The sequence below is a fragment of the Pseudomonas sp. NFACC43 genome (assembly GCF_900119645.1).
In the GTDB taxonomy this organism is placed as follows: domain Bacteria; phylum Pseudomonadota; class Gammaproteobacteria; order Pseudomonadales; family Pseudomonadaceae; genus Aquipseudomonas.
Map to the genome: position 1 here is coordinate 39,078 of NZ_FPKK01000010.1, position 19,531 is coordinate 58,608.

The 19,531-nt window shown below is 62.8% G+C and carries 17 protein-coding genes; 14 read left to right on the forward strand and 3 right to left on the reverse strand.

Translation table 11 applies throughout. The features are described 5' to 3' along the window. The first annotated feature begins 40 nt into the window (after positions 1-40). Positions 41-1,318, forward strand: coding sequence for a two-component response regulator AauR (locus BT179_RS17775; protein WP_231991131.1), 1,278 nt, complete (start codon positions 41-43; stop codon positions 1,316-1,318). Positions 1,319-1,344: 26 nt separating this feature from the next. Further along, positions 1,345-1,674 (forward strand): GlpM family protein, encoded by a 330-nt coding sequence (locus BT179_RS17780; RefSeq protein WP_165887865.1) that lies wholly within the window; start codon positions 1,345-1,347, stop codon positions 1,672-1,674. A gap of 52 nt (positions 1,675-1,726) precedes the next feature. Here the strand turns inward: BT179_RS17780 and BT179_RS17785 are convergent, their stop codons facing one another. Next, positions 1,727-2,341, reverse strand: a complete 615-nt coding sequence (locus tag BT179_RS17785) for an NAD(P)-dependent oxidoreductase (RefSeq protein ID WP_072431868.1) — start codon at positions 2,339-2,341, stop codon at positions 1,727-1,729. A gap of 94 nt (positions 2,342-2,435) precedes the next feature. Next, positions 2,436-3,314 (reverse strand): MBL fold metallo-hydrolase, encoded by an 879-nt coding sequence (locus BT179_RS17790; RefSeq protein WP_072431869.1) that lies wholly within the window; start codon positions 3,312-3,314, stop codon positions 2,436-2,438. A 112-nt stretch (positions 3,315-3,426) separates the two neighbouring features. Between BT179_RS17790 and BT179_RS17795 the strand changes: the two genes are divergently transcribed. The 8 genes from BT179_RS17795 to BT179_RS17830 all read left to right on the forward strand — a co-directional run bounded on the left by BT179_RS17795 (position 3,427) and on the right by BT179_RS17830 (position 13,670). Continuing rightward, positions 3,427-4,332, forward strand: a complete 906-nt coding sequence (locus BT179_RS17795; protein ID WP_072431870.1) for a LysR family transcriptional regulator — start codon at positions 3,427-3,429, stop codon at positions 4,330-4,332. 213 nt (positions 4,333-4,545) lie between these two features. Beyond that, entirely contained in the window at positions 4,546-6,054 is a 1,509-nt protein-coding gene (locus BT179_RS17800; protein ID WP_072395066.1) for a sigma-54-dependent transcriptional regulator, read from the forward strand. A 467-nt stretch (positions 6,055-6,521) separates the two neighbouring features. Next, entirely contained in the window at positions 6,522-6,905 is a 384-nt protein-coding gene (gcvH, locus tag BT179_RS17805) for a glycine cleavage system protein GcvH (protein ID WP_072395067.1), read from the forward strand. A gap of 11 nt (positions 6,906-6,916) precedes the next feature. After that, the gene (gene gcvP, locus BT179_RS17810; protein WP_072395069.1) at positions 6,917-9,766 is read left to right on the forward strand and encodes an aminomethyl-transferring glycine dehydrogenase; all 2,850 of its coding nucleotides are present in this window, start codon (positions 6,917-6,919) and stop codon (positions 9,764-9,766) included. A gap of 173 nt (positions 9,767-9,939) precedes the next feature. Then, positions 9,940-11,316, forward strand: coding sequence for an L-serine ammonia-lyase (locus BT179_RS17815; RefSeq protein ID WP_072395071.1), 1,377 nt, complete (start codon positions 9,940-9,942; stop codon positions 11,314-11,316). A 40-nt stretch (positions 11,317-11,356) separates the two neighbouring features. Next, complete coding sequence (gcvT, locus tag BT179_RS17820; protein WP_072431871.1) at positions 11,357-12,481, forward strand: glycine cleavage system aminomethyltransferase GcvT; 1,125 nt, start codon at positions 11,357-11,359, stop codon at positions 12,479-12,481. 393 nt (positions 12,482-12,874) lie between these two features. Continuing rightward, positions 12,875-13,087, forward strand: coding sequence for a cold-shock protein (locus BT179_RS17825; protein ID WP_011335634.1), 213 nt, complete (start codon positions 12,875-12,877; stop codon positions 13,085-13,087). 94 nt (positions 13,088-13,181) lie between these two features. Continuing rightward, the gene (locus tag BT179_RS17830) at positions 13,182-13,670 is read left to right on the forward strand and encodes an RDD family protein (RefSeq protein WP_072395075.1); all 489 of its coding nucleotides are present in this window, start codon (positions 13,182-13,184) and stop codon (positions 13,668-13,670) included. 189 nt (positions 13,671-13,859) lie between these two features. Here BT179_RS17830 and nadA read toward each other — a convergent pair whose 3' ends face one another. After that, positions 13,860-14,918 (reverse strand): quinolinate synthase NadA, encoded by a 1,059-nt coding sequence (gene nadA / locus BT179_RS17835; RefSeq protein WP_072431872.1) that lies wholly within the window; start codon positions 14,916-14,918, stop codon positions 13,860-13,862. Between the two features lie 339 nt (positions 14,919-15,257). On the opposite strand from nadA, the gene BT179_RS17840 reads away from it, so the two are divergent. The 4 genes from BT179_RS17840 to copD are packed head-to-tail and all read left to right on the forward strand — an operon-like array spanning position 15,258 to position 19,337. After that, positions 15,258-17,063 (forward strand): copper resistance system multicopper oxidase, encoded by a 1,806-nt coding sequence (locus tag BT179_RS17840; RefSeq protein ID WP_072431873.1) that lies wholly within the window; start codon positions 15,258-15,260, stop codon positions 17,061-17,063. Positions 17,064-17,107: 44 nt separating this feature from the next. Beyond that, the gene (locus BT179_RS17845; protein WP_371128598.1) at positions 17,108-17,959 is read left to right on the forward strand and encodes a copper resistance protein B; all 852 of its coding nucleotides are present in this window, start codon (positions 17,108-17,110) and stop codon (positions 17,957-17,959) included. Between the two features lie 59 nt (positions 17,960-18,018). After that, entirely contained in the window at positions 18,019-18,405 is a 387-nt protein-coding gene (copC, locus tag BT179_RS17850; RefSeq protein WP_072395083.1) for a copper homeostasis periplasmic binding protein CopC, read from the forward strand. 2 nt (positions 18,406-18,407) lie between these two features. Further along, on the forward strand, positions 18,408-19,337 hold the full coding sequence (gene copD, locus BT179_RS17855; protein WP_072431874.1) for a copper homeostasis membrane protein CopD: 930 nt from the start codon (positions 18,408-18,410) through the stop codon (positions 19,335-19,337). Positions 19,338-19,531 lie beyond the last annotated feature (194 nt).

Consider the following 19,531-nt stretch of genomic DNA (forward strand, 5'->3'; position numbering starts at 1 on the left):
CGACCTGAGCGTACTGATCGTCGAGGACGATCCCCATGTCCTGCTGGGCTGCCAGCAGGCCCTGGCCCTGGAAGACATTCCCTGCATCGGCGTGGGCAGCGCCGAAGAGGCCCTGGAGCGGGTCGGCGATGATTTTGCCGGCATCGTCATCAGTGACATCCGCCTGCCGGGCATCGATGGACTGGAACTGCTGACCCGTCTCAAGGCGCGGGACCGCAGCCTGCCGGTGGTACTGATTACCGGCCATGGCGACATCTCCATGGCGGTGGGCGCCATGCAGAAAGGCGCCTACGACTTCATGGAGAAACCCTTCTCCCCCGAACGCCTGGTGGATGTCGCCCGCCGCGCCCTGGAGCAGCGCAGCCTGGCCCGGGAGGTCTCCTCCCTGCGCCGGCAATTGGCCGAACGCGACTCCCTGGAAGGTCGGATCATCGGCCGCTCCCCGGCCATGCAGCACTTGCGGGAGCTGATCGCCAACGTTGCCGACACCTCGGCCAACGTCCTGATCGAAGGCGAAACCGGCACCGGCAAGGAACTGGTCGCCCGTTGCCTGCATGATTTCAGCCGCCGCCACGACAAACAGTTCGTTGCGCTGAATTGCGGGGGCCTGCCGGAAAACCTGTTCGAAAGCGAGATTTTCGGCCACGAGGCCAACGCGTTCACCGGGGCCGGCAAGCGTCGGATCGGCAAGATCGAGCACGCCGACGGCGGCACACTGTTTCTCGATGAAGTGGAGAGCATGCCCCTGCCCTTGCAGATCAAGCTGCTGCGGGTATTGCAGGAGCGCACCCTGGAACGCCTGGGATCGAACCAGAGCGTGGCCGTGGATTGCCGGGTGATCGCCGCCACCAAGTCCGACCTGGATGAAATGGGGCGCGCCGGGCAGTTTCGCAGCGACCTGTATTACCGTCTCAACGTGGTGACCCTTGAACTGCCCCCCCTGCGGGAACGACGTGAAGACATCCTCCAGTTGTTCGAACATTTCCTCCAGCAGTCGTCCCTGCGCTTCGACCGTACGCCGCCGGAGCTGGATAACCAGACCCTGTCGAACCTGATGAGCCACGACTGGCCGGGCAATGTGCGAGAACTGCGTAACGTCGCCGAGCGCTTCGCCCTGGGCCTGCCGGCCTTCAAGAAACCCGGAGCCAGTGGCGGCCAGGGGCTGGCCTTCGCCGAAGCGGTGGAAGCCTTCGAGCGCAACCTGCTGGCGGACGCCCTGCAACGCAGCGGTGGCAACCTGACCCAGGCCAGCCAGGAGCTGGGCATGGCCAAGACCACGCTGTTCGACAAAGTCAAGAAATACGGCCTGAGCCATTAACCTGGGGTGATGAAACGGTGGACCTGATTTTCAAGGCGGCGCTGGGTGCGGCGGTCGTGGTCATCCTGGCGATGCTCGCCAAGACCAGGAACTATTACATCGCCGGGCTGGTGCCGTTGTTCCCCACCTTTGCCCTCATCGCTCACTACATTGTCGGCAAGGGTCGCTCGGTGGACGACCTGAAGACCACCATCGTGTTCGGCATGTGGTCGGTCATTCCGTACCTGGTATACCTGGGCACGCTGTATGTGATGGTCGATCGCATGCGCCTGGAAGCTTCGCTGGCCGTGGCGACAGTGGCCTGGCTGATGGCCGCGACGCTACTGGTCAGCGTCTGGGTGAGAGTTCACGCCTGAACAGCCGGGTGTGGGAGCGGTCTCGCTCCCACCGGGGGCACGAGGCGCCGGATCAGTAGCCGACGGTAAAGCGGGCGCGCGGGAACTGCGGGCTTTCCACTTCATCGATCATGGCGATGGCGTAATCGGCGAAGCTGATCCAGCTGCGCCCGGACTCATCGAACAGCAAGTGATCCTCGCCGATACGGAACCGGCCGGTACGCTCGGTTTCGACGAACTCCGCAGAAGGCGAAAGGAAGGTCCAGTCCAGGTCTTGTTCATTGCGCAGCACGTCGAGAAATAACGCGCCGGCCGTGGCTTCGGCAAGGTATTGCTCCGGGAAGCCATCGCTGTCGATCACCCGGCTGTTATCCGGCAGCAGCAACGAACCGGCCCCGCCCACCACCAGCAAGCGCTTGACTCCAGCCGCCTTCACCGGCGCAATGACCTTGTCGGCCGGCACGGTGGCGAAGTGGGCGGCGCTGATCACCACATCATGCCCTGTCACCGCGGCGGTCAACGCCTCGCTATCGAGCACGTCCAGTTGTTTGCTGGTCACTCCGGCCCGCTGGCCGATCTTTGTCGTATTGCGGGCAATGGCCGTAACGCTGTGACCACGACGCAGCGCTTCTTCCAACAGCTGGCTGCCCGCACGCCCGGTGGCGCCGATGATTGCGATCTTGCTCATGATGTTCTCCAGTGATTCGCGATGTTGAATACCTGCTCTTGCGGCGAGAGGGTTATGCTCTCGACACGACGGTGCTCCGATCACAGATCGGGATTCACCACTTCATTTCTCCCTTGGCGACCTTGGCACTGAGATCCAGGGAGCTGGCTTCGCCCAGCTCCGGATAACGCTGCTTCATGGCGGCGACCAGCGCGGTGGAGTCCTTGGCCCGGACGGTTTCCTCGTCGAAGGCCTTGATGTAACCGGCGGTGAATGCCACCGGCGCCAGGGAGCGGACGCTTTCGCCCAGGTAATGGCCCGGGATCACGGTGTTCGGCTGCAGTTTTTCAATGCCTGCGAGCGTCGCCAGCCAGTCCTGGTGGGACTGCGGCGTCTGGGTGTCGGCCATCCAGACGTGAATGTTCTCGGCCACCACCACACCGCCGACCACGGCCTTGATCGAGGGGATCCACACGAAGCTGCGGTCCGGCTGCGGGCCCTCCAGGCCAACGATCTGCAGACGCTTGCCTTCCAGGGTCAGGCTGTGGCCCTTGAGTACCTGGGGCACGATGGCCTTGGCCGGTGCGTCGGCCTTCAGGATCGGCCCCCAATACTTCAGCTTGCCCTCGACGGTCTGTCGGATGTGCTCGACGGTCGGCGCGGAGGCCAGCACCTTGGCCTCAGGGAACGCGGCGGTCAGGGTTTGCAGACCAAAATAGTAGTCTGGATCGCCGTGGCTGATGTAGATGGTGGTCAGTCGCTTGCCGCTGGCGCGGATTTTTTCCACCACCTGGGCCGCCTGGGACTGGCCGAACTGGGCGTCCACCAGGATGGCCTCCTTCTCGCCGCTGACCAGCACCGAGGTCACGGGAAAGATCGCCGCCGTGCCGGGGTTGTAGACATCGAGCGTCAGCTCGGCCGCCCAGGCGTGGGCGGCGAATGCCATCGATGCGCCTACCAGGAACAGGCGTTTGAGTGGGGTGAATGCGGTCATGGATGCTCCAGTGTCCAAAAGCCCGGAAGGGAATGAGACGGAGCTTAGTGACGTGATTGATTTCAAAAAATGCGATGATCGAACATAGTTTGTTTCTGAAATCGGGCAAATCATGGATCGTCTACAAGCAATGCGGGTGTTCGTCACGGTGGTGGACCTGGGCAGCCAGTCGGCAGCGGCGGATCACCTGGAGCTGTCGCGCCCGGTGGTGTCGCGCTACCTGGCGGAACTGGAGGACTGGGTGGGTGCCCGCTTGATGCACCGCACCACCCGCAAGCTCAGCCTGACGGCCGCGGGGACGGAGATCCTGCCGCGCTGTCGGCAGATGCTGGAGCTCTCTGGCGACATGCAAGCGGCGGTCAGCACACCCGACGATGTGCCCCGGGGCATGCTGCGCATCAGCGCCAGCCCCTCGTTCGGCCAGGCCCAACTGGCCGGGGCCCTGGTCGAATACGTCAAGCGATACCCTGGCGTGAAAGTCGACCTGCAATTGCTCGATCGCACCGTGAACCTGGTGGACGAGCGTATCGACCTGGCCATCCGCATGAGCAACGACCTGGACCCGAACCTGATCGCCCGGCGCCTCACGGTCTGTCGCTCGGTGATCTGCGCCTCGCCCGCCTACCTGCGCGACCACCGGGCACCGCAGCGGGTCGAAGACTTGAGCGGGCACAACTGCCTGACCCACTCCTATGTGGGCAAGAGCCTCTGGCATTTCGAGCAGGACGGCGAGCAGGTTTCGGTACCGGTGCAAGGCAACATCTGCACCAACGAAGCCAGCACGCTGCTGCGGGTCACCATGGCAGGCGCCGGCGTGGCCATGCTGCCCAGCTACCAGGCCGGCACTCATATCCGCAGCGGCGAGCTGATCCGCCTGCTGCCTCACGCCGAACCTCGTCAGATGGCCATGTATGCGGTGTATGCCTCACGCAAGCACATGCCGTCGGCGCTGCGCAGCCTGGTGGATTTCCTGGTACTGAAGTTTCCCGAGGATCCAGAGTGGGATATGGGGTTGTAACCTTCATCCGCGGGAGCCTTTGTGGGGGAGCGAGCTGGCTCGCGATGGCGGCGTGTCAGCCACCCCTTTGTTAACTGGCTGACAGCCATCGCGAGCAAGCTCGCTCCCAGAGGGAATCGCTGTACAGCTTCAAGCCTCGCACCAGGATTTCACCAATAGCCCGCCCCAAGGCATACTTGCCACCCTTCGTCGTCCAGAACCCGAAACCGCCCCATGCGCATCCACGTCAGCTTCATCGACCGCGTCGGCATCACCCAGGAAGTCCTGGCGTTGCTCGGTGGGCGCAATCTCAATCTGGATGCGGTGGAGATGGTGCCGCCCAACGTCTACATCGATGCGCCGACCCTCAGCCCGCAAGTGCTGGATGAATTGCGCGAGGCGCTGTTTGCCGTGCGGGGCGTGCAGTCGGTCACCGTGGTGGATATCCTGCCCGGCCAGCGCCGGCACCTGCAGCTCGACGCCCTGCTGGCCGCCATGACCGACCCGGTGCTGGCACTGGACAGCGCCGGCAATGTATTGCTGGCCAACCCGGCATTGATCGCCCTGTACGGACGTGACCCCACCGGCAAGAGCGTGGCCGGGCTGTTCGGCGATGAAGCGCTGCTGGGCGCCCTGTTGGAAAACGGGTTCCGCCTGCCACTGCGGGAAGTCACCCTCAACGGCCAGACGCTGCTGCTGGACGCCACGCCCATCACCGACGCGGGGGCGCTGCTGACGCTGTATCAGCCCAATCGCATCGGTGAACGCCTGTCGGCGCTGCACCACGACCATGCCGAAGGCTTCGATGCGCTGCTGGGCGAATCCCCGGCGATCCGGACCCTCAAGGCCCGGGCCCAGCGGGTGGCGGCCCTGGATGCACCGCTGCTGATCCAGGGCGAAACCGGTACCGGCAAAGAGCTGGTGGCCCGGGCCTGCCACGCCATCAGTGCCCGCCACAGCGCGCCGTTCCTGGCCTTGAACTGCGCCGCCCTGCCGGAAAACCTGGCTGAAAGCGAACTGTTCGGCTATGCCCCCGGCGCCTTCACCGGTGCGCAACGGGGCGGCAAGCCCGGGCTGATGGAATTGGCGAACCAGGGCACGGTATTCCTGGATGAAATCGGCGAAATGTCACCGTACCTGCAAGCCAAGTTGCTGCGATTCCTGAACGACGGCAGCTTCCGCCGGGTCGGGGGCGACCGGGAAATCAAGGTCAACGTACGCATCCTCAGCGCCACCCATCGCAACCTGGAGAAGATGGTCAGCGAAGGCTCGTTCCGCGAAGACCTGTTCTATCGCCTGAACGTGCTCAACGTCGAAGTCCCGCCCCTGCGCGAACGTGGCCAGGACATCCTGCTGCTGGCGCGCTATTTCATGCAGCAGGCCTGTGCGCAGATCCAGCGTCCGGTCTGTCGCCTGGCTCCGGGGACGTACCCGGCGCTGCTGGGCAACCGCTGGCCGGGCAACGTCCGGCAACTGCAGAACGTGATTTTCCGCGCCGCGGCTATCTGCGAAAGCAGCCTGGTGGACATCGGCGACCTGGACATCGCCGGCACCTCCGTCGCGCGTCAGGGCGACGTGGAAGTCGAAAGCCTGGAACAGGCCGTGGAAACCTTCGAAAAACAGTTGCTCGAAAGCCTCTACGTCAACTACCCCTCCACCCGCCAACTCGCCAGCCGCTTGCAAACCTCCCATACCGCGATTGCCCATCGGTTGCGCAAGTACGGGATTTCCAACAAGCCGTAGACCCTGGGGGAGCGAGCTTGCTCGCGATGGGGACTGCCAGTCACTGCTGTGTAAACCGATCCGCCGCTATCGCGAGCAAGCTCGCTTCCACAAGGTGACGGCCCCCCGAGAAGGTGGACAACCACCTGACTTTTTGGGTGTTCCATGGGCCAGCGTTGCGTTCAGAATCAAGCCAAAAACGACCTCCATCTGTACTGAAAGCGCTACAGCGGAACGATATCGCTACACCCTTCGCTAATCTGCGCTGCGCAAGGCTTTGATCCCACAACGTTTTTATTGCACCTCATAGCTGTAGCGATTTCGCTACAGACGAGGGGATTCCCGTCCTGAAAGATCCGATCAAACCATTGATTTACAAGCACTTATCCATATTGGCCGCATTCTTGCTAAGGGTATAGCCATTCGGCCGGGCCAAGCCCCGCGCCTTCCTTCGCGTCCACCAGACGAATCTGGCCCCAGGAGTTTCCATGAGCGAGTTGCGTTTCACTGAAGATCACGAATGGCTGCGTGCCGAAGCCGATGGCAGCGTTACCGTCGGCATTACCGCTTTCGCGCAGAACGCATTGGGGGACGTGGTTTTTGTGCAACTGCCTGAATTGCAGTCCTATGAAAAGGGCGCCGAGGCCTCCACGGTAGAATCGGTCAAGGCCGCCAGTGGTGTGTACATGCCTCTGGACGGTGAAGTGCTGGAAGTGAACGACAAACTCGACGCCAGCCCGGAACTGGTCAACGAAGACCCGATGGGCGAAGGCTGGTTCTTCCGCTTTAAACCGACCGACGCCGACGCAATGGCTAAGCTGTTGGATCAGGATGCGTACGACCGCCTGATCAAAGCCAACGCCCAAGCCTGAGGAACCACGACATGACCATCCATCTGGGCACCGCCAACGAATTCATCGCCCGCCACATCGGCCCGCGAGCCAGCGACGAAAAAGCCATGCTCGAGCGCCTGGGCTACGACTCCCTGGAAGCCCTGAGCGCCAGTGTCATCCCTGAAAGCATCAAGGGCACCAGCGTGCTGGACATGGGCGACGGCCAGAGCGAAGCCGAGGCACTGGCTTCGATCAAGGCCATTGCCGGCAAGAATCAGTTGTTCAAGACCTACATCGGCCAGGGCTACTACAACTGCCACACGCCGGCGCCGATCCTGCGCAACCTGCTGGAAAACCCCGCCTGGTACACCGCCTATACCCCATACCAGCCGGAAATTTCCCAAGGCCGTCTCGAAGCGCTGCTGAACTTCCAGACCCTGATCAGCGACCTCACCGGCCTGCCTATCGCCAACGCCTCCCTGCTGGACGAAGCCACCGCCGCCGCCGAGGCCATGACTTTCTGCAAGCGCCTGAGCAAGAACAAGGGCAGCAACGCTTTCTTCGCCTCGCGCCATTGCCACCCGCAGACCCTCGACGTGCTGCGTACCCGTGCCGAGCCCCTGGGCATCGACGTGGTGGTAGGCGATGAGCACGAACTGACCGACGTCAGCCCGTTCTTCGGTGCGCTGCTGCAATACCCGGCCAGCAACGGTGACCTGTTCGACTACCGCGAACTGACCGAACGCTTCCACGCCGCCAATGCCCTGGTGGCGGTTGCGGCCGACCTGCTGGCCCTGACCCTGCTGGCCGCCCCGGGCGAGTTCGGCGCCGACGTGGCCATCGGCAGCGCCCAGCGCTTCGGCGTGCCGCTGGGCTTCGGCGGCCCGCACGCGGCCTACTTCTCCACCAAGGATGCCTTCAAGCGCGACATGCCGGGCCGCCTGGTAGGCGTTTCCGTGGACCGTTTCGGCAAGCCGGCCCTGCGCCTGGCCATGCAGACCCGCGAGCAACATATCCGCCGCGAAAAAGCCACCAGCAACATCTGCACCGCCCAGGTCCTGCTGGCCAACATCGCCAGCATGTACGCCGTTTACCACGGCCCCAAGGGCCTGACGCAAATCGCCAACCGCATCCATCACCTCACCGCGATCCTCGCCAAGGGCCTGGGCGCGCTGGGCTTGAGCGTGGAGCAAGAGAGCTTCTTCGACACCCTGACCCTGCACACCGGCGCACAGACCGCCGCCCTGCACGACAAGGCCCGCGCCCAACGCATCAACCTGCGCGTGGTGGACGCGCAGCGCCTGGGTCTGTCCCTGGACGAGACCACCAGCCAGGCTGATGTCGAAGCGCTGTGGAGCCTGCTGGCCGACGGCAAGGCCCTGCCGGACTTCGCGGCCCTGGCCGCCACCGTGCAAAGCCGTATCCCGGCCGAGCTGGTGCGCCAATCGGCAATCCTCAGCCACCCGGTGTTCAACCGCTACCATTCCGAAACCGAGCTGATGCGTTACCTGCGCAAGCTCGCCGACAAGGACCTGGCCCTGGATCGCACCATGATCCCGTTGGGTTCCTGCACCATGAAGCTCAACGCCGCCAGCGAGATGATCCCGGTGACCTGGGCCGAGTTCGGCGCCCTGCATCCGTTCGCCCCGGCCGAGCAGAGCGCCGGCTACCAGCAGCTGACGTCCGAACTGGAAGCCATGCTCTGCGCCGCCACCGGCTACGACGCCGTGTCGCTGCAACCCAACGCCGGTTCCCAGGGTGAATACGCCGGCCTGCTGGCGATCCGTGCCTATCACCAGAGCCGCGGCGAAGAACGTCGCGACATCTGCCTGATCCCATCCTCGGCCCACGGCACCAACCCGGCCACCGCCAACATGGCCGGCATGCGCGTCGTGGTCACCGCCTGCGATGCCCGCGGCAACGTCGACATCGAAGACCTGCGGGCCAAGGCCATCGAGCACCGCGAACACCTCGCCGCGCTGATGATCACCTACCCGTCCACCCACGGTGTGTTCGAAGAAGGCATCCGCGAAATCTGCGGGATCATCCATGACAACGGCGGCCAGGTGTACATCGATGGCGCCAACATGAACGCCATGGTCGGCCTCTGCGCCCCGGGCAAGTTCGGCGGCGACGTGTCGCACCTGAACCTGCACAAGACCTTCTGCATCCCTCACGGCGGTGGCGGCCCGGGCGTCGGCCCGATCGGTGTCAAGTCGCACCTGGCACCGTTCCTGCCGGGCCATGCCAACATGGAGCGCAAGGAAGGCGCGGTGTGCGCGGCGCCGTTCGGCAGCGCGAGCATCCTGCCGATCACCTGGATGTACATCCGCATGATGGGTGGCGCCGGCCTCAAGCGCGCGTCGCAACTGGCGATCCTCAACGCCAACTACATCGCTCGTCGCCTGGAAGAGCATTACCCGGTGCTCTACTCCGGCAGCAACGGCCTGGTAGCCCACGAATGCATCCTTGACCTGCGTCCGCTCAAGGACAGCAGCGGCATCAGTGTCGATGACGTGGCCAAGCGCCTGATCGACTTCGGTTTCCACGCCCCGACCATGTCCTTCCCGGTGGCCGGCACCTTGATGATCGAGCCGACCGAAAGCGAATCCAAGGAAGAACTGGACCGCTTCTGCGACGCCATGATCTGCATCCGCGAAGAAATCCGCGCGGTGGAAAACGGCAGCCTGGACAAGGACGACAACCCGCTGAAGAACGCCCCGCACACCGCGGCGGAGCTGGTCGGCGAATGGACCCACCCCTACAGCCGCGAACAGGCGGTCTACCCGGTGGCCTCGTTGATCGAAGGCAAATACTGGCCGCCGGTAGGCCGGGTCGACAACGTCTTCGGCGACCGCAACCTGGTTTGCGCCTGCCCGTCGATCGAAAGCTACGCTTGACCTGGGGGGCGGGTTTGCTCGCCCCTCTCGAGAACACCGCGAACCTTGTGGAAGGTCACTTTCTCAAGGAAACCACATCTGCTTTGTGGGAGCGAGCTTGCTCGCTTTCACAAAGGAGCCTGTGCCCCCATTCATAACCGTCGATCCTCATAAAAAGAAACCGGAGAAACACCATGTCGTTAAGCGTGTTCGACCTGTTCAAGATCGGTATCGGCCCTTCCAGTTCCCATACGGTCGGCCCGATGCGTGCCGCTGCCCGTTTCGTCGAGGGGTTGCGCCGTGATGACCTGCTCGAGACCATCACCAGCGTCAAGGTGGAGCTGTACGGATCCCTCGGTGCCACCGGCAAGGGCCACGGCAGCGACAAGGCCGTGCTGCTGGGCCTGGAGGGTGAACATCCGGATACGGTGGATACCGAAACCGTGACTGCCCGTCTGCAGGAGATCCGCAGCAACGGGCGCTTGAACCTGCTGGGCCAGCACCCCATCGATTTCAATGAAAAACTGCACCTGGCGATGATTCGCAAGCCCTTGGCGTACCACCCCAACGGCATGATCTTCCGCGCCTTCGATGCCGCGGGCCTGCAAGTGCGCAGCCGCGAATATTACTCGGTGGGGGGTGGTTTCGTCGTGGACGAGGACGCCGCCGGCGCCGACCGTATCGTCGAAGATGCCACGCCACTGACGTTTGCGTTCAAGAGCGCGAAGGACCTGCTGGGCCATTGCAGCACCTATGGCCTGTCCATCAGCCAGGTGATGCTGACCAACGAAAGCGCCTGGCGCCCCGAAGCCGAGACCCGCGCCGGCCTGCTGAAGATCTGGCAGGTGATGCAGGATTGCGTGGCGGCCGGGTGCCGCAACGAAGGGATCCTGCCGGGGGGGCTGAAGGTCAAGCGCCGGGCCGCGGCGTTGCACCGCCAGTTGTGCAAGAACCCCGAAGCCGCCCTGCGCGACCCGCTGTCGGTGCTGGACTGGGTCAACCTCTATGCCCTGGCGGTCAACGAGGAGAACGCCTATGGCGGACGCGTCGTCACCGCCCCGACCAACGGGGCGGCAGGGATCATCCCGGCCGTGCTGCATTACTACATGCGCTTCATTCCCGGGGCCAACGAGGATGGCGTGGTGCGGTTCCTGTTGACTGCAGCCGCCATCGGCATCCTCTACAAGGAGAACGCGTCCATCTCCGGTGCCGAGGTCGGCTGCCAGGGTGAAGTCGGCGTGGCCTGCTCCATGGCGGCCGGCGCCCTGTGCGAAGTGCTGGGCGGTACCGTACAGCAAGTGGAGAATGCCGCCGAAATCGGCATGGAACACAACCTCGGGCTGACTTGCGACCCCATCGGAGGCCTGGTGCAGGTGCCCTGCATCGAGCGCAACGCCATGGGCTCGGTGAAAGCCATCAACGCCGTACGCATGGCCATGCGCGGCGACGGCCATCACTTCGTCTCTCTCGATAAAGTCATCCGCACCATGCGCCAGACCGGCGCCGACATGAAAAGCAAATACAAGGAGACCGCCCGCGGCGGTCTGGCGGTCAACATCATCGAATGCTGATGCGTGTTGCGCGCCCCTCTTCATTTTTCCAGGAGCCGATATGTCCACCGAACCACTGTTGAAAACCCCGCTGCATGCCCTGCACCTCGAACTCGGCGCCCGCATGGTGCCGTTCGCCGGCTACGACATGCCGGTGCAGTACCCACTGGGCGTGATGAAGGAACACCAGCACACCCGAGACCAGGCCGGGTTGTTCGACGTGTCCCACATGGGCCAGATCCGCCTGACCGGCGCGGGTGCCGCCCAGGCCCTGGAAACCCTGGTGCCGGTGGACATCGTCGACCTGCCGGTGGGCATGCAGCGCTATGCCATGTTCACCAACGAGAACGGCGGCATCCTCGACGACCTGATGGTCGCCAACCTGGGCAACGACGAACTGTTCCTGGTGGTCAATGCCGCCTGCAAGGACCAGGACCTGGCCCACCTGCGTGCCCACATCGGCGACCAGTGCAGCATCGAACCGCTGTTCGAAGCCCGTGCCCTGCTCGCCCTGCAAGGCCCAGCCGCCGTAACCGTGCTCGCCCGCCTGGCGCCGGAAGTGGCAAAGATGACCTTCATGCAGTTCCAGCGTGTCACGCTGCTGGGCGTGGAGTGCTTTGTCAGCCGTTCGGGCTACACCGGCGAGGACGGGTTTGAGATCTCCGTACCCGCCGCCGAATCGGAAAAACTGGCCCGCGCCCTGCTGGCCGAACCGGAAGTGGCCGCCATCGGCCTCGGTGCCCGCGACTCCCTGCGCCTGGAAGCTGGCCTGTGCCTCTATGGCCATGACATGGACACCCAGACCACACCGGTAGAGGCCAGCCTGCTCTGGGCCATTTCCAAGGTCCGGCGTGCCGATGGCGCTCGCGCGGGAGGCTTCCCGGGCGCTAACACCGTGTTCGCCCAGCAACGCAATGGCGTAAGCCGCAAACGTGTCGGCCTGTTGCCCCAGGAACGCACACCGGTGCGCGAAGGCGCGGAGATCGTCAACGAGGCCGGCGAGATCATCGGTACCGTCTGCAGCGGCGGTTTCGGCCCTACCCTGGGTGGTCCGTTGGCAATGGGTTATCTGGACAGCGCCTATGTCGCACTGGACACGCCGGTCTGGGCCATCGTGCGCGGTAAAAAGGTGCCTTTGCTTGTAAGCAAAATGCCATTCGTTCCACAACGCTACTACCGTGGCTGATTGACTGTTTCTATAAGTAACGCGGTTGCGTTATCCGTGCACTAATGTGTAACGCAACCGCCATAAAAAGGTGCATTTATTACTTACTGGGCAAGCGTTATAACAGCGACAAACAATTGAACCAGACTATCGACTAAGCCCAGGCTGGCGAAGCGCGCAAATAGCGCAGACTCAGGAAATCCGTGCCTTTGAGAGGGGGTTGTTTTTTTGTCGGTAGTTGGCGTAGAGTTTGGTCACTGTGTTTGCATGGGTCGCTTGGAATCGTGACCTGGGCAGTAGCCTATGAAGTTCGCTACATCCCGTTCGACGTCTCTTACTTTCCTGCAACCCAGCCCCAGTACTCTTTCATGTGAAAGAGGCTGTCATTAATTTAGCGTCAAAGGAAATAAGAAAATGTCTCAGCGTCAGAGCGGTACCGTCAAGTGGTTCAACGACGAAAAGGGTTTTGGTTTTATCACTCCTGAGAGCGGTCCGGATCTGTTCGTACATTTCCGCGCCATCCAGGGCAACGGCTTCAAGAGCCTGAAAGAAGGCCAGAAGGTCACCTTCGTTGCCGTGCAAGGCCAGAAAGGCATGCAAGCTGACGAGGTTATTGCCGAGGCCTGAGGCTTTCGCAAACCAAAAAGCCCCTGATTGATATCAGGGGCTTTTTTATGGACGTAAATCCGTAGAATGGCTTCTTTTTCGGTTCGAGGCCGTCATGTCGAAACACCTGCTCACCCCTCAGGGTGACTTCCCTCCCGTCGGCCTGGGTCGTCGCCTGGCCGCGATGTTCTATGACTTCCTGTTGTGCACGGCCCTGCTGATCGTCACCAGCGGCATCTACAAGATGATCCAGATGAGCATCATCGGCGAAGAAAAAATGCGCGCCCTTACCGAGGCCGGCGCGCTGGACGGCGACCCGCTGCTGTCCACCGTGCTGCTGTTCGCGCTGTTCGGCTTCTTCGCCAAATTCTGGACCCATAACGGCCAGACCCTGGGCATGCAGGTGTGGGGCATCCGAGTACAGAACGCCGATGGCACAGCCATCAGCCTGTGGCAGGCATTGCTGCGGTTCGTGGTGTCGATTGCTTCGTTGTTGCTGGTGGGGCTGGGCTTCATCTGGTCGTTGTTCGACAAGCACAAGCGCAGCTGGCATGACATCTACTCGGATACGCAATTGGTGCGGATTCCCAAGAAGACGAAGTAAAAAAACACCGTGTCAGCGGATTGAAATACATTGTGGCGAGGGGATTTATCCCCGCTGGGTCGCGAAGCGGCCCAATTTGTTCATCCTGATACGCCGTGGTGTCAGGCTGTAGGGCTGCTTCGCAGCCCTACAGGGGTAACTCCCCTCGCCACAAAAAACCTCGCAAGTCTCAAAATACTCTTCAGTGCCTCAAGCATTCCCCGCCAGTTTCATCCGCGCTGCCTGGGTGAAATCCAGCATGCGCTTGAGCGGGCGAATGGCCTGGGGGATCAACGCCGGGTCGACGAAGATCTCGTTGGTGCCTTCCTGCAGGCTCTTGAGGGTACGCTCCAGGGTGTTCATCGCCATCCATGGGCAATGCGCACAACTGCGGCAGGCCGCGCCGTTCCCGGCGGTAGGGGCCTCGATGAAGACCTTGTCCGGGCACAACTGCTGCATCTTGTAGAAGATACCCCGGTCGGTCGCGACGATCAGTGTCTTGTTCGGCAGGCTCTGGGCCGCCGCGATCAACTGGCTGGTGGAGCCCACAGCGTCCGCCAACTCGATGACCGAAGTCGGCGACTCCGGATGCACCAGGATCGCGGCGTCCGGATAAAGGGCCTTCATATCCTCCAGTTGCTTGGACTTGAATTCCTCGTGGACGATGCAGGCCCCGTCCCAGAGCAGCATATCGGCGCCGGTCTTGCGCTGGATATAGGTCCCCAGGTGCTTGTCCGGGCCCCAGATGATCGTCTCACCGTTGTCCATCAGGCTCTCGACGATTTCCAGGGCACAACTGGAAGTCACGACCCAGTCGGCACGCGCCTTGACCGCCGCCGAGGTGTTGGCATACACCACCACGGTACGCTCCGGGTGCTGGTCGCAGAACGCCGAGAATTCCTCCACCGGGCAGCCCAGGTCCAGGGAACAGGTGGCCTCCAGCGTCGGCATCAATACGCGTTTTTCGGGGTTGAGGATCTTGGCGGTTTCCCCCATGAACTTGACCCCGGCCACCACCACAGTCTTGGCCGGGTGGGCGTTGCCGAAGCGGGCCATTTCCAGGGAGTCGGATACGCAGCCCCCGGTCTCCTCGGCCAGGGCCTGGATGATCGGGTCGCAGTAGAAGTGGGCAACCAGCACCGCGTCCTGAGCCTTGAGCTCGGCGGCGATGGCGGCGCGGTACCAGGCCTCTTGCTCGGCGCTCAGCGGCTTGGGCTGTTTGGCATCGAGATGGGCCTGGACTAGAAGGCGTTCGGAAATTTGCGTCATGTTCGCAAGACCTGCAAGCGCGTTCGCGCGAAAGTCGAGTATACACCCGGCTCCGGACCACTCGGGTACCGCCGGGAAAGTGGGTATCAATCAGGCACGGGACAGCGTGAAGCCGGCAAGGCTACAGAATATCCGGTCGATGCAAAAGATCATTCTGATCGACGTCCGGCCGGTACGCTCCGGCGCGTCCTCGACGCCCTGCCGCAGGCGAACGAGGGCCGCGTCAACCTGACTGAAATGTAATCACTCGCCCCGCTCGCCTGTGTCATCGTTGCCTTCAGATCTGCACGGGGAAATGCTCCTCGGGCACGTTGCGAATCGACGGACGGACATTTATCGATGCAAACGAACACCTCCCGACGAACCTTCGTAAAGGGCTTGACCGCTGGCGGCATCCTCGGTGGCCTGGGCCTGTGGCGCGCGCCTGTCTGGGCACTGACCGGCCCTGACCAACCCAATGTACTGAGCGGCACCGAATTCGACCTGTTCATTGGCGAAAGCCCGGTCAATTTCACCGGCCACCCTCGTACCGCCCAGACCATCAACGGCGGCATCCCCGGCCCGCTGCTGCGCTGGCGCGAAGGCGACACCGTGACCCTGCGGGTACGCAACCGCTTGAAGGACACCACATCCATTCACTGGCACGGCATCATCCTGCCGGCCAACATGGACGGTGTTCCAGGGTTGAGCTTCAAGGGCATCGAACCCGACGGCCAGTACGTCTACCAATTCAAGGTCCGTCAGAACGGCACCTACTGGTACCACAGTCATTCCGGCTTCCAGGAACAGTCCGGGGTCTATGGCCCGCTGGTCATCGATGCCCGGGAACCCGAGCCCTTCCAGTACGAGCGCGACTACGTGGTAATGCTCAGCGACTGGACCGATGAAGACCCCGCCGACGTCATTCGCAAGCTCAAGAAGCAGTCGGACTATTACAACTACAACAAACGCACCGTGGGCGACTTTATCGACGATGTCGCCAGCAAAGGCTGGGGCGCCACCGTGGCCGATCGCAAGATGTGGGCTGAAATGAAAATGAACCCCACCGACCTGGCGGACGTCAGTGGCGCCACCTACACCTACCTGATGAACGGCCAGGCGCCGGACATGAACTGGACCGGTCTGTTCAAGCCCGGCGAGCGGATTCGCCTGCGCATGATCAATGGTTCGTCCATGACCTACTTCGACGTACGCATCCCTGGCCTGAAAATGACGGTGGTCGCTTCCGACGGCCAGTACGTCAACCCGGTGCAAGTCGACGAATTCCGGATTGCCGTGGCCGAGACCTATGACGTCATCATCGAGCCGACCGAACAGGCCTATACGCTATTCGCCCAATCGATGGACCGCACCGGGTATGCCCGTGGCACCCTGGCGGCCCGACCCGGACTCGCGGCCCCGGTGCCGCCGCTGGACCCTCGGCCGCTGGTCACCATGGACGACATGGGCATGGGCGGCATGGATCATGGCAGCATGGGCGACATGGGCGCCATGGACCATGGATCGATGCAAGGCATGGATCACAGCCAGATGCCAGCAATGGACCACGGCTCCATGCAAGGCATGGATCACAGTGAAATGCCCATGATGGATCACGGCGCCATGCCAGGCATGGGCGATATGCCCACCCATCCTGCGTCGGAAAAAGACAACCCGCTGGTGGACATGCAGGCCATGAGCGTCAAGCCCAAGCTCGACGACCCCGGCATGGGCCTGCGCAACAACGGCCGCAGGGTACTGACCTATGCGGACCTTCGCAGTACCTTCCCCGATCCGGACGGTCGCGAACCGGGCCGCACCATTGAATTGCACCTGACCGGCCACATGGAGAAATTCGTCTGGTCATTCAACGGCGTGAAGTTCTCGGACGCTGCGCCGTTGCTGTTCAAGTACGGCGAGCGACTGCGCATCGTACTGGTCAACGACACCATGATGACTCACCCCATCCACCTGCATGGCATGTGGAGCGACCTGGAGGATGAAGACGGCCAGTTCATGGTGCGTAAACACACCCTCGACGTGCCACCGGGCTCCAGGCGCAGTTATCGGGTCACCGCCGATGCCCTCGGACGCTGGGCGTATCACTGCCACCTGCTCTTTCACATGGAAATGGGCATGTTCCGTGAAATCCGGGTACAGGAATGAGGAGCCGAATCATGACCACCCACATTCATTACCCCCTTGTGTCGATGATGTTCATGGCCAGCCTGGCACAGGGCATCGCCACGCCCGCCTGGGCGGCGAGCCACGACATGCAAGGCATGGATCACAGCCAGATGCAGGGCATGGATTCGATGCAGGGCATGCAGTCGATGGATTCGCCCACCACCAGCCGTACGCCGATCCCCGAACCGAGCGCGGCCGACCGTGCGGCGGTCTATGAAGATCACGGCGGTCATGCGGTGCATGACAGTGCACTCAACTCGTTCTTCCTGGTCAACCAGCTGGAATGGCAGGACGCCGACGAGGGCAGCGCCGTGAGCTGGGACGCCTCCGGCTGGATCGGCGGCGATATCGACCGGTTGTGGCTGCGCTCCGAAGGCGAACGCACCAATGGCAAGACCGAGGAAGCCGAGCTCCAGGCCCTCTGGGGCCATGCCATCAGCCCCTGGTGGGACGTGGTGGCGGGCGTGCGCCAGGACTTCAAGCCGGGCGAGCCGCAGACCTGGGCCGCCCTGGGCCTACAGGGCATGGCACTGTACAACTTCGAAACCCAGGCCACGGCATACCTCGGCGAAAACGGCCAGAGCGGGCTACGCCTGGAAGGCGACTACGACATTCTGTTGACCAACCGCCTGATCCTGCAGCCTACCGCCGAAGCCAACTTCCATGGCAAGGACGATCCGGCCCGCGCGGTAGGCTCAGGCTTGTCGAACACCGAACTGGGGCTGCGGCTGCGCTATGAGATCCGCCGCGAATTCGCCCCCTACATCGGCGTCACCTGGAACCGCGCCTACGGCAACACCGCGGACTACGCCCGGGAAGAAGGCGACGACCGCAGCGAAGCGCGCCTGGTCCTGGGTGTGCGCCTGTGGTTCTGATCGGTTGACCTCATTCGATCCCCCAAAAAACCAGAAAAAACCGTTGTAGGAGTCCTTGCATGTCATTGATCAAAACCGCTGTCATCACCGTCGCATTGTCCGCTGGCCTGTTGGGCAGCGGCCTGGCCCAGGCCCATCCCAAGCTGCTGTCCTCCAACCCCGCCGATGGCGCGCAGGGGCCGGCGCCAGCGAAAATCGAACTGCATTTTTCCGAAAACCTGATGACGAAGTTCTCCGGCGCCAAGCTGTTGATGACCGAGATGCCCGGCATGTCGGCCCATTCGCCGATGGCGATGCCGGCCAAGGTATCTGGCAGCGATGATCCCAAGACGATGGTCATCACCCCGAACACCCCGCTCACGGCGGGCACCTACCAGGTCCAATGGCGCGCCGTGTCGTCCGACACTCACCCGATCACCGGCAACGTCACATTCAAGGTGAAGTGATCTTGAGCGACTCGATCAATCTCGAACTGATCAACATCGCTCTGCGCCTGGCCCTGTATCTGGACCTGATGCTGTTATTCGGGCTCGCGGCATTCGGCCTTTATGGCCTGCGGGGCCGGGAGCGCAGGTCTGGCGAGGTGTTGCCTTTCGCGGGGCTCCTGGCGACGACGGCACTGGTGGGCGTGTTGCTTTCCATGGCCGGCATGTTATGCATGGCCTGGAGCATGAGCGGCGTTTCGGACTGGGCGGAGCTGCGCCCGCATGTCGAAATGATGGTGCTGGAGACTGACGTGGGCACGAGCTGGAGCCTGCGGGTCCTGGCGCTGATACTGGCCACTGTCGCCGCGACGCAAAGCAAGCGCTGGCCGACCGCCAGCCTGTGGCTGGTCACACTGGCCGCGGGTGCTGCCGTTGCGACACTGGCCTGGGCCGGTCATGGGGCCATGGATGAAGGTGAACGACGGACCTGGCATCTGATCACCGACTTCCTGCATCTCTGGGCCGCCGGGGCCTGGGTCGGCGCCTTGGCCGCGTTCGTCCTGCTGCTGCGCCAGGCCGAACATCGGCTGTCGGTGCTGGCTCGAACGCTCACCGGCTTCGAAACCGCCGGGGCCGTGATCGTGCTGGTCATCAGCATGACCGGTGCGGTGAATTACCTGTTCATCGTAGGCCCGACGCTGGATATCCTTCCGGACAGCCTCTATGGCCAGTTGATGGCGCTCAAGCTCGGCCTGTTCATGGCCATGCTGACATTCGCCGCGCTGAACCGCTTTCATCTGAGCCCACTGCTGGAGCAGGCCAGGCAAACCGGCGAGCATCGTGTGGCGGTGAATGCCCTGAGGCGCAGCATGGCCCTGGAGTTATCGGTGGCAGTGATCATCCTGGGGCTGGTCGCCTGGCTGGGCACGCTGAGCCCGGGAATAGACGCCTAGGCTCTGTATGAAAAGTCTTGATTCGAAGGTCGGGCAAGGCGAAATCAGCCGAGCAAGCGCAGTGTACTGGCGCGCATGAGCATGCCGAGGCTGTTTTCAACGCAGCCTGAACGAATATCAAGGCTTTTCGTACAGAGCCCAGGCCGATCAGAGGCCGGCGATGCGTCAGCAGCGCTGGCCCCCGTACTCAGCCC

What these genes read in the sequence shown, in the direction of transcription:
- gcvT (WP_072431871.1), top strand. Translation starts at nt 11,357, where the DNA reads ATGTCCACCGAACCACTGTTGAAAACCCCGCTGCATGCCCTGCACCTC.
- BT179_RS17840 (WP_072431873.1), top strand. Translation starts at nt 15,258, where the DNA reads ATGCAAACGAACACCTCCCGACGAACCTTCGTAAAGGGCTTGACCGCT.
- gcvP (WP_072395069.1), top strand. Translation starts at nt 6,917, where the DNA reads ATGACCATCCATCTGGGCACCGCCAACGAATTCATCGCCCGCCACATC.
- gcvH (WP_072395067.1), top strand. Translation starts at nt 6,522, where the DNA reads ATGAGCGAGTTGCGTTTCACTGAAGATCACGAATGGCTGCGTGCCGAA.
- BT179_RS17845 (WP_371128598.1), top strand. Translation starts at nt 17,108, where the DNA reads ATGATGTTCATGGCCAGCCTGGCACAGGGCATCGCCACGCCCGCCTGG.
- BT179_RS17825 (WP_011335634.1), top strand. Translation starts at nt 12,875, where the DNA reads ATGTCTCAGCGTCAGAGCGGTACCGTCAAGTGGTTCAACGACGAAAAG.
- copC (WP_072395083.1), top strand. Translation starts at nt 18,019, where the DNA reads ATGTCATTGATCAAAACCGCTGTCATCACCGTCGCATTGTCCGCTGGC.
- nadA (WP_072431872.1), bottom strand. Translation starts at nt 14,918, where the DNA reads ATGACGCAAATTTCCGAACGCCTTCTAGTCCAGGCCCATCTCGATGCC.
- BT179_RS17800 (WP_072395066.1), top strand. Translation starts at nt 4,546, where the DNA reads ATGCGCATCCACGTCAGCTTCATCGACCGCGTCGGCATCACCCAGGAA.
- BT179_RS17830 (WP_072395075.1), top strand. Translation starts at nt 13,182, where the DNA reads ATGTCGAAACACCTGCTCACCCCTCAGGGTGACTTCCCTCCCGTCGGC.
- BT179_RS17785 (WP_072431868.1), bottom strand. Translation starts at nt 2,341, where the DNA reads ATGAGCAAGATCGCAATCATCGGCGCCACCGGGCGTGCGGGCAGCCAG.
- BT179_RS17795 (WP_072431870.1), top strand. Translation starts at nt 3,427, where the DNA reads ATGGATCGTCTACAAGCAATGCGGGTGTTCGTCACGGTGGTGGACCTG.
- BT179_RS17815 (WP_072395071.1), top strand. Translation starts at nt 9,940, where the DNA reads ATGTCGTTAAGCGTGTTCGACCTGTTCAAGATCGGTATCGGCCCTTCC.
- BT179_RS17790 (WP_072431869.1), bottom strand. Translation starts at nt 3,314, where the DNA reads ATGACCGCATTCACCCCACTCAAACGCCTGTTCCTGGTAGGCGCATCG.